Source organism: Nocardioides sp. (genome assembly GCF_016462705.1).
In the GTDB taxonomy this organism is placed as follows: Bacteria; Actinomycetota; Actinomycetes; order Propionibacteriales; family Nocardioidaceae; genus Nocardioides.
On the sequence record NZ_JAEMSS010000161.1, the window covers coordinates 1 to 9,393 of the forward strand.

The 9,393-nt window shown below is 71.7% G+C and carries 8 protein-coding genes; 4 read left to right on the top strand and 4 right to left on the bottom strand.

The window, feature by feature from the left end; translation table 11 throughout:
* A partial coding sequence (locus JHD21_RS17325) for a BTAD domain-containing putative transcriptional regulator (protein ID WP_292677707.1) occupies positions 1 to 1,103 on the bottom strand: 1,103 nt, incomplete at its 3' end.
* A gap of 101 nt (positions 1,104 to 1,204) precedes the next feature.
* Between JHD21_RS17325 and JHD21_RS17330 the strand changes: the two genes are divergently transcribed.
* Together JHD21_RS17330 and JHD21_RS17335 are read left to right on the top strand one after the other, a co-directional pair.
* Positions 1,205 to 1,972 (top strand): pyrroline-5-carboxylate reductase dimerization domain-containing protein, encoded by a 768-nt coding sequence (locus JHD21_RS17330; protein WP_292677709.1) that lies wholly within the window; start codon positions 1,205 to 1,207, stop codon positions 1,970 to 1,972.
* A gap of 65 nt (positions 1,973 to 2,037) precedes the next feature.
* A complete protein-coding gene (locus tag JHD21_RS17335) occupies positions 2,038 to 2,436 on the top strand; it encodes an SgcJ/EcaC family oxidoreductase (protein ID WP_292677711.1) in 399 nt (132 codons plus the stop codon).
* A 12-nt stretch (positions 2,437 to 2,448) separates the two neighbouring features.
* Here the strand turns inward: JHD21_RS17335 and JHD21_RS17340 are convergent, their stop codons facing one another.
* Positions 2,449 to 3,900: a hypothetical protein gene (locus JHD21_RS17340; RefSeq protein WP_292677713.1), complete on the bottom strand. Its 1,452-nt coding sequence runs from the start codon at positions 3,898 to 3,900 to the stop codon at positions 2,449 to 2,451.
* Positions 3,901 to 4,113: 213 nt separating this feature from the next.
* Complete coding sequence (locus JHD21_RS17345) at positions 4,114 to 5,430, bottom strand: DUF222 domain-containing protein (RefSeq protein ID WP_292677715.1); 1,317 nt, start codon at positions 5,428 to 5,430, stop codon at positions 4,114 to 4,116.
* A gap of 182 nt (positions 5,431 to 5,612) precedes the next feature.
* Here JHD21_RS17345 and JHD21_RS17350 point away from each other — a divergent pair, with 182 nt between their 5' ends.
* Positions 5,613 to 5,894: a hypothetical protein gene (locus tag JHD21_RS17350; RefSeq protein WP_292677717.1), complete on the top strand. Its 282-nt coding sequence runs from the start codon at positions 5,613 to 5,615 to the stop codon at positions 5,892 to 5,894.
* A 9-nt stretch (positions 5,895 to 5,903) separates the two neighbouring features.
* Here the strand turns inward: JHD21_RS17350 and JHD21_RS17355 are convergent, their stop codons facing one another.
* On the bottom strand, positions 5,904 to 7,934 hold the full coding sequence (locus JHD21_RS17355) for an FG-GAP repeat protein (protein WP_292677719.1): 2,031 nt from the start codon (positions 7,932 to 7,934) through the stop codon (positions 5,904 to 5,906).
* Positions 7,935 to 8,110: 176 nt separating this feature from the next.
* Between JHD21_RS17355 and JHD21_RS17360 the strand changes: the two genes are divergently transcribed.
* Positions 8,111 to 9,393: AMP-binding protein (locus tag JHD21_RS17360; RefSeq protein ID WP_292677721.1), on the top strand; the 1,283-nt coding region annotated here is incomplete at its 3' end.

Here is a 9,393-nt window from a genome sequence, read left to right on the forward strand (position 1 = left end):
GTGAGCACGGCCTGCGCAGCGCGGCTGGAACGCAGGGCGTCGGCGATCGGGTGGTAGGCCGCGTCGGTCCCGTCGCATCGGCCGACGAGGACCGTGGCGCCGTCCTCGACCGCGGCGTGGACCAGCTCGGCGACGAGGCGGGACTTCCCGATGCCGGCCTCGCCCGAGACGAGCACGAGCCGCGGGGCTCCGGTGCCGACGACGCTCCTCCAGGTGCCGGCCAGAAGCTCGCACTGGGCCGCCCGCCCGTCCAGGGGTGCCGCCGACAGCGCGGCGAGCACCCCGTCGGTCACCTCCCGGGGCCGGGTCGTGCGGGCTGCGGGTGCCACCGCGGCCTGGGCGGCCAGGGCCGGGTCCTGACGGAGGACGGCCTGGTAGAGCGTCTGCAGCTCGGGACCGGGATCGAGGCCGAGCTCCTCGGCGAGCCGCTCCCGGGTCGCGGCGTACACCTCGAGCGCTTCGGCCTGGCGACCTGACCGGTAGAGCGCGAGCATCAGCTGGCCCGCGAATCGCTCGCGGAACGGGTGTGCGCCGTGCAGCGACTCGGCCTCGGCGACGACCTCTCGATGCCGGCCCCGGTCCAGCTCCGCGGCGAGCAGCACCTCATGGGCGGCGAGTCGCAGCTCCTCGAGCCGGACCGCGTCCGCCGCGGCCACGTCGACGTGCTCGAGTCCGTGCCAGGGCGGTCCGCGCCACAGGCCGAGGGCCTGCCGCAACAGCTCCGCCGCCCGGTCGGGGCGACCGAGCCCGAAGGCCTCCTGGCCCTGGCCGAGCAGGTCCTCGAAGACGTCCGCGTCGACCCCCGCCGCTCCGAGCAGCAGCGTGTAGCCGAGCGGTCCCGTCTCGACCCGGCACGCCGGCACCGCCTCCGCCAGCCGTCGGCGCAGGTGGGACACGTGGCTGCGCAGGGTCACGTCGGCGCCGTCGGGTGCTCGGCCGTCCCACAGCGTGTCGACAAGACGGTCGGCCGACAGCGGCGACCCGCGGTGGAGCAGGAGCAGGCTCAGGAGCGCACGCTGCTTCGGCCCACCGGCGGAGCCCGACCCACCGGTGACCGGGACCAGCGCGAGCGGCCCCAGTACGGCGAAACCCCCTGCCTGCACGGGCGGATCGTATTCCGGTCGGCCGGCGCCGCGCTTGCCATCGGCCCCGGCGTGAGCCGGGCCGCTGACAGTCGCTGTGGAGCGCCTGATGTGATGGCGACGTGACCACGTACGGCATCCTCGGCGTCGGCTCCCTGGCCTCGTTCGTCGTCACCGGTCTGTGCGACGGCGTCGACGACCCGCCGGAGGTCGTCCTGTCCCCGCGCAACGCGGGGGTGGCGGGCGGGCTCGCGGCGACGTACCCCACGGTGACGGTCGCCGAGGACAACCAGGCGGTCCTGGACGGCGTCGACGTCGTGCTGGTCCTGCTGCGCCGGCAGCACTGCGACGCCCTGCTCGAGCTGACCTGGCGTCCTGAGCACGTCGTGGTGTCCGCCGTCGCCGGCCTGCCCCTGGCCGAGCTGGCCGACCTGGTGCGTCCGGCCCGCGAGGTCGCCCGGGCCGTGGCCATGCCCGCCGCGGCCACCCGGTCGTTCCGCACCCCGGTGCACCCACCCGTCGCGGCGGTGCTGAGCCTCTTCGAGCGCCTGGGTGGGGCGCTCCCCATCACCGACGGCGCCCAGTTCGAGGCGATCTACACCTCGATGGGCACCTTCGCGCCGTTCTTCGAGTACCTCACGGTGCTGTCCGACTTCCTGGTCGACCACGGGGTCCCCGCCGCGGACGCCCAGCAGCTCCTCGCCGCGACGTTCGTCGACGTCGCGCGGCCGTTGTCCCGCCCGACCCCGGACCTCGCCGAGATCGTGCGCGAGTACGCACCTCCCGGCGGGGGCAACGAGCAGCTCACGACGTTGATGCGGGAGGAGGGCGTCTTCGACGGGATGCGCCGGGCGCTCGACGCGGTGCACGAACGCCTGTCCGGCCGATGAGGTTGCGGCCCTGACGAGGTCCATCGGGAAGGGGGCGCTCGCCCCGACCGCGGGAAGGACCACTGGTGACCGACGACGAGACGCAGATCCGCAGCCTGATCGAGCGATGGGCCAGCGCCGTGCACGACGGGGACATCGAGGGTGTGGTCGCCGACCATGCCGAGGACATCGTGATGTTCGACGTGCCTCCTCCCCACGAGGGTGTGCGCGGGATCCAGGCCTACCTCGAGACGTGGCCGGAGTTCTTCGCGTGGCAGGCCTCGGGCGCCTGTTTCGAGATCGCCGCACTGGACGTGACCGTCGGCGGCGACGTGGCGTACGCGTTCGGGCTGCTGCGGTGCGCCACGGCGGAGGGGCTGCGCGAGGACCCGACGTACCTGCTCCGGCTCACCCTCGGGCTGCGTCGCGAGGCGGGTCGCTGGATGGTGGCGCACGAGCACCACTCGTTCCCGCTGAAGTCGTAGGCCTCGGGCCGCTCAGCAGGCGTCGGTGTACGGCGCCTTGACGAGCGACCGCCCCTTCTTGACCTGGCTCCCGCGGTCGAGGCTGAAGGCACGCTGCCAGTCGGAGTCGACCTGGGCGCCGTTCATCTCCTCCTGCTGGCCCACCAGGCTCAGGCGTGGGACGAGCTTGACGCCGAGCTGGGCGCCGCGCCCCTTGACGGTGAAGACGGGTTTGGCGTCGCGGAACCAGGTGATGTGCTTCTTGCCCACCTCGACGGCCATGTTGAACGGAGCCTCGGCCAGCACGGCCTTGTCGTCCCGGGCGGTCCAGACCGACCCGGCGGCCCGGGAGCGGACGCCGATGCCGAGCCCTGGCGTGCCCATGACCACGTCGGCGACCACGATGCTCGCGGGCTGGCAGGTGCCGTCCGGGGCGCCCTCCGGCACCAGCTCGAGGAGGAACCGGTAGGGCCTCGGGCCCTGTTCCCACGTGTGCCCTTGCAGCCGGAACTCCCAGCGGCCGTTGCGCTGGGCACTGCCCTGCAGCGTCGCCGTGGTGGTGCCGAGGTCGCCGTCGCCGGTGTGGGCGAGCTTGCTCTGCAGGACCAGCCCGCCGTTGAACGGCACCGCGCGCCCCGTGCCGTCGGAGGTGTCCAGCCAACGCCCACCCAGCCAGGTGCCGCGATAGGGCTTCGAGTCGAAGTCCTCGCCGAACCCCCAGTCGTAGTCCCACAGGGAGCCGCCCCAGCCCCAGGTCTGGCTGGCGGTCGGGCGGAGCGGGTCCTTGCGGTCCGTGGCCGGCGCCGCGGACGCCTCGGCCGGCCGCGGGACCGGTCGGTCGGTTCCGCCGGGCAGGTCGGGGAGGAGGTCGGTGCTGAAGTGCGTCGGGAAGGACGGGAACCAGCCGATCCGGTCGTCCCCGTGCGTCCAGCCCTCCTGGCGGGCCCGGAGAACCAGGTCGCCGAGCAGCGGCGCCATGACCGGCAGCGTCGCGTGGCCGGCGCTGTCCGTCGCCGCCGTCGCGATCGTGACCCAGCGGTTGCCGTCGACCCGCTGCTGCAGGCTGACCGCTCGGCCGGGGAAGGCGGGCGGGCTGCCCATGGCCGACCTCACGGCAGGGGTGGTGTCCACCACGACGTTGAAGGGGAGGCCGGGCAGCACGCCGTAGAAGGGCTGGTCCGGTCGGGCGCCCGCCAGGCTCAGGGTCAGCTCCTGGGGTCGTGCCCTCAGCTGGTACGCCGGTGTCCTCAGCCCCTGGCCGCCGACCACGCGCAGGCCGATCGGCAGACCGAGCGCGGAGGGCGCCGGGAAGGTGAAGTCGAAGCGTCCCTTGCGGTCGGTCTTGTGGGTCGTGTCGGCGACGTCGATCCAGATGTCGCCCGGCCGGTTCATGTTCCACTGGATGTGCACGGCTCGCCGCCCCTGGGCGCCGATGCTCCCGGTGAACCGGACCGCCTGGCCGCTCACCACCACCGGTGGGGACACCGAGAGCGTGCCGGTGGTCCGCTGGACGGGGGGCCGGTCGGTGCGAGGCTCCGCCGCGGACGGGCCGACGCCGAGCGTCGGAAGCAGGGTCAGACACGCCAGGCCGAGGGTGGCGCGGCGGGCAACGGCGCGCGGTCCTGGCGAGCGGCGATGTTCCCGAGTCACTCAGCCATGGTCTGCCGAGGAACCGGTCTGCGCTGGCGAATCAGGAAGTCAGGACGCCCAGTCGAGCCCGACGGCGGGCAGGTCGCGATAGATCTCCATCACCAGCGGGAAGACGTCGGCACCAGCCGGGAGCTTCCTGGTGCCGGTGTGGTCGACGAGGTAGAACACGCCGGAGGGGTCGCGCCACACGTAGATGCCCGGGAAGGGCTGCTGGACGTCCCAACCGCCGTGAGTCTTGATCCGGTGGTGTGGCACGGTCATCGGACCGTAGTTGCCGACCCCAGAGGCACCACCCTGCTCGTAGGGAATCGTGTGGTCCACCTGCTGCGTGCGCGACAGGCTGGAGGAGAAGGGGAAGACATCGGCCGGCGTCATCAGATGCACGGCCTGCCTATGTCGGCCGGGGATCTCGTAGGCATCGACCGGGGCCTGGCCGGCCAGGTCGATCACCGGGTGGACCTTGAAGCGGCAGGACGGGCCGAGGACCTCGCGGACCCATGCGTCGGTGACCGGGCCATGACCCTCGACCCGGGTGATGCCCTCGTGGTCGCGGCCGCCGTAGGTGTGCACATAGAGGTTCACCACGGGTGCCCGGTCCGCGAGCGCGCCGGTGTCCTCGGCGGCTCCGGGTGTCAGCAGCATCAGTAGGGCCATGACGTCGCGCTGGTCGTCGGTCAGCTCGGGGAGGTCGTCTCGGAGTGCCGTGCTGTAGCTGGAGACGGTCGCCGCGATCTGGTCGATCAGCCAGACCGGGGCCCTGGTGAGGAACGACGCCATCCCGTGCGCCTCGCTGCGCAGCTTCTTGGCGAACGTCGCCTCCTGGGCCTTCAGCTCCCGCTCGCGCGTGGCCTGGGGGTCGGCCTTGGCGATCGCCCCCGCCACCACTGACTCGAACCGAGACCACGGGATCCGGCCGTCTGCCGACTCGGCAACGGCCTTGTCGACGTAGGCCGCGGCCTTCCGGTCGAGGTCGCGGGTCTGCTTGACGACGTAGCGCGCGTAGGACGCCTTGACCTCGCCCCGCCCGACGCGGGCCCAGATCTCGGGGGAACGATGGTGCAGGTCCACCGCGTCGGCCATCAGCTGGCCGGCGGCCCAGGTGCTCATGCCGATCCGGGCCGCGAGCTTGGCGGCGGCGAACTCGCACACCTCGGGCGTGCCGTCGCCGCCGTAGCGGCGAGCCTTCTCGCGGCCGGGCTTGTCGGAGGAGGCAAGGGCGAGCCGTTCCGGACCGTTGATCACGGCCATCTGGTAGGCCAGCCGCAGCAGATCTGCCTCGTCGTCGCGGATCCTCTCGGCGCGCAGGCCGGCGGCAGCGAGGACGTCGTCCTCGCTCATCCCCGCCAGCTCGTCGCTCTCGATCATGTCCCCACTCAAGCAGCCGGCACCGACATCGAGGACCGGCGCGGCTTCCTTCTCCACACCCCCCTTGCCACGTCCTCGAGACGTCCACAGGTGCGTCACCGACCCCCGCTTTCCACAGCGTCGGGCGCGGCAGTGGGCGCCGTCCTCGAGCGTCGCTGCCACGACCGAGGAGAGGACGGGACATGGCAACGAAGACGAGGGGCAGGAGGCTCAGCGGCAACCCGGCCCGCCGGGCCGATCAGCTGGAGGAGCTCGACGCCAACGCACTCAGACGCTCGCCGCGGTGCGAGTGCCACCACCCGGACCGGTGCCGCCGCGTGGCCCGGTTCCGGGTGAGCCTGCTCTGCAAGGAAGACGGTTGCGGGGTGGCCGTCAGCGTTCACCTGGCGTGTGCCGACTGCAAGGACAGCTGGGTGGCGCACGCCCGCGAGGACGGAGACCGGGTGCGGGTCACGCCGTTGTGAACCCCTGCGTCACGCCGGCTTCGGCTTGATCTTGACCACGACCCGGGCCGGCGTGGCGTCGCGGTTGCCCGCGGCGTCGACGGAGACGACGAGGATGGTGTGCTTTCCCAGCGTCAGCCGGACCTGGAAGGGCGACCGGCACGACGTGTAGCTCTTGGCGTCGACCTTGCAGAGGAACGTCGCGCTCTCCGAGGCGACGAAGGCGAGCCTGACCTTGGCCTTCTTCTTGGCCGTGAACACCTTCTTCGGCGGCGCCGAGGTGATCGTCGTCTGCGGCGCCGTGCTGTCACCTGGGGTCGGCGGTAGGGGCGGCGGCGTGGGCAGGTCGACGGTGAAGGTCCGGGTGAGGGCGGCGGAGGTGTTGCTGGCGCTGTCGGTCGCCCTGACCTTGAACACGTGCTGCCCCTCGGCGAGGCCACTGCGGGTGTCACTGCCGCTGGTGCCCGGTCCCGGGGTGGTGCACGGGGTGAAGGGCTCGGCGTCGTAGGCGCACTGGAACGTCGAGGTCTCGTCGGCGGTGAGGCCGAAGGTGGCCGACGACGTCGTGATCGTGCTTCCGTCCGTGGGCCCCGAGCTGATGCCGACGACCGGGGGAGTCGTGTCCCCCGGCGGGCTGCCGAGCGTGAAGCGGGCGGCGACCTGCGGCTCTCCGTTCATCGTCACCGTGCAGGTGCCGGTGCCCGAGCATTCCGAGTGGTTCTCCCAGCCGGCGAAGTGCGAGCCGGGGCTCGGTGTCGCCGTCAGCGTCGTCTGGTCACCGAGCAGGAAGTCCTCGCTGCACGCCGAGGCGCAGCCGGTGATGCCGCCCGTGCTGGAGGTGATCGTTCCCGTTCCCGTCCCCGTCGAGGTGGCGAACAGAGTGGGCGTCGACGAGGTGACCTGTCCCACCTCGTCCAGGAACGGGGACGAGGTGTCGGTGTTCGGCGCGCCGCCGACGACTCGGTCGCCGTCGGTCACGATCGAGGCACCGTAGAGCGAGGTGAACTGAGCAGACCCGGTGGTCTGCCACGTCTCGGTCCGCTCGGCGGCCCCGGTGCGGGTGAAGACGAAGCCGGTGCCTCGAGTGGCGTGGCCGGTGGCGCCGACGACGATGAAGCTGCTGGAGACGGAGACGGACGCGCCGAACTGGTTGTTCTGCTGGGGGTTCGACGGAGTCAGCTTGCCGGTCTGGTTGCGTGCCGCCGCCCCGGTCCGTGTGAAGACCCAGGCTGCACCGAAGGACTGGTCGGCCTGGGAGTCGCCGGCGACGATGAGGTCGCCCTCGACGTCCACCGACTCGCCGACGCGCCCCGTGGTCTGGCCGGTCACGGTCAGCTTCGCCGTTTCCTGGCGGCTCGACGCGCCGGTCCGGGCGAAGGTGTAGACGGACCCTCGCCGCTGTCCCTGCGGGTTCCCGAAGAGATCCGAGGGTGCCCCGGCGACGATGGTGTCTCCGTCGATGGCGACGGAGTCACCGAGCGCGCTGCCTGCGAAGGACCAACCCGAGACCGTGTTGTCGGACGCGGTGAGCTTCGCCGACTGGGTCCTGCCCGGTGCGCCGGTCGTGGCGAAGGTGTAGACCGAGCCGTGACCGGCGCTGGGGTCCTCGCCGGGATTGTCGTCCCCCGGAGCCCCGGCGACGATGGTGTCCCCGTCGATGTCGACCGCCGAGCCGAGCGCGTCGCCGTTGAGCCGGTCTGAGGCCGTGACCCGGTCGACCTGCGTACGGGCAGCGGCGCCGGTCCGCGCGAAGAGATAGACCGACCCGGCACCGTTGTCGTCGCCCGGGGCTCCCGCCACGATCGTGTCCCCGTCGATGGACACCGCCGTCCCGAGCCCGTCCCCGTTCGAGCCGTCCGACGCGGTCAGCTTGGCTGCCTGGGTCCACGTCTCGCCCGCGCTGCGGGTGAAGACGTACACGGCTCCCGGCGCGGTGAGTCCGGGGCCAGGAGCCCCGACGACCAGCGTGTCGCCGTCCATCGCCACCGAGGTGCCGAAGTGCATGGCAGCCACGCCGTCAGGCGGGTTGATCTCGCGGGTGAGGGCCTGTGCGGCCGGCATGGACGACCCGACGAGAACGAGCGTGACAGCGGTGACGAGCGTTGCTCGCGGCAGGCGGCGGACGACAAGCGATGCTGGGGGCATGCCGGTCAGTCTCGAGACCGCAGTCCTGGCTGACCATGGCCCGGATGGGCCACTCGTTGCCCAGAACTGGAACACGTTCTAGTCTCACCCGCATGGCCTCAGCAGACGAAGAGATGCGGATCGGGACGCACAACGGGCACCTGATGGTGGCGGCGCTCAAGCGGCACCACGACAAGCCGGTGATCCACCTGGGCGACGTGACGCTCACCGGCCGCCAGGTGAGCGAGCGGATCAGCCAGTACGTCCAGGCGTTCGAGAGCCTCAACGCCGGCCAGGGCACGGCGGGCGCGCTGCTGGCGCTCAACCGGCCCGAGGTGCTGTTCATCATCGGCGCGAGCCAGACCCAGGGCTACCGGCGTACGTCGCTGCACCCGCTGGGCAGCCTCGACGACCACGCCTACGTCATCAACGACGCCGAGATCACGACGCTGATCGTCGACCCGGTCTTCGTGGAGCGGGCGCTGGGGCTTCTCGACAAGTGCCCGGGGCTCAAGCAGGTCCTGACCATCGGCCCGGTGCCTGAGGCGCTGGCGCACGTCGGCACCGACCTGGTCGAGACCGCGGCGCAGTTCACGCCGGCGCCCGTGGAGGCGGTGCTGCTGCCTCGCGACCACATGACGTCGATCACCTACACCGGCGGCACGACCGGCAACCCCAAGGGTGTGATCGGGCGGGTCGAGTCGTTCTCGACGATGACCAACATCCAGCTCGCCGAGTGGGAGTGGCCGGAGAACCCGCGCTTCCTGATGTGCACACCGCTGTCGCACGCCGGGGCGGCGTTCTTCGCACCCGTCGTGATCAAGGGCGGCTCGCTCTACGTGATGTCGAAGTTCGACCCGGGCGAGGTCCTCGAGTTCATCGAGAAGAACAGGATCCAGGCGACGATGCTGGTCCCGTCGATGCTCTACGCCCTGATGGACCACCCCGACTCGCACACCCGGGACCTGAGCAGCCTCGAGACGATCTACTACGGCGCCAGCGCGATCAACCCGGTGCGGCTCAAGGAGGCCATCGACCGGTTCGGCCCGATCTTCGCGCAGTACTACGGGCAGTCCGAAGCCCCGATGGTCATCACCTACCTGAGCAAGCAGGACCACGTCACCGGGGACGAGAGCCGGCTGTCCTCGTGCGGCCGGCCGTCGGCGTTCATCCGGACGGCGCTGCTCGACGAGGACGGCAACCCGGTGAAGCCGGGTGAGCCGGGGGAGATCTGCGTGGCCGGGCCGCTGCTGTCGGGCGGCTACTGGAAGCTTCCCGACGTCACCGCGGAGACCTTCCGCGACGGCTGGATGCACACCGGCGACGTGGCCCGCGAGGACGAGGACGGCTTCTGGTACATCGTCGACCGCACCAAGGACATGATCGTCACCGGCGG

Coding starts and splice junctions, on each gene's coding strand:
- JHD21_RS17345 (WP_292677715.1), bottom strand. CDS start 5,430: ATGATCGAGAGCGACGAGCTGGCGGGGATGAGCGAGGACGACGTCCTC.
- JHD21_RS17350 (WP_292677717.1), top strand. CDS start 5,613: ATGGCAACGAAGACGAGGGGCAGGAGGCTCAGCGGCAACCCGGCCCGC.
- JHD21_RS17355 (WP_292677719.1), bottom strand. CDS start 7,934: ATGCCGGCCGCACAGGCCCTCACCCGCGAGATCAACCCGCCTGACGGC.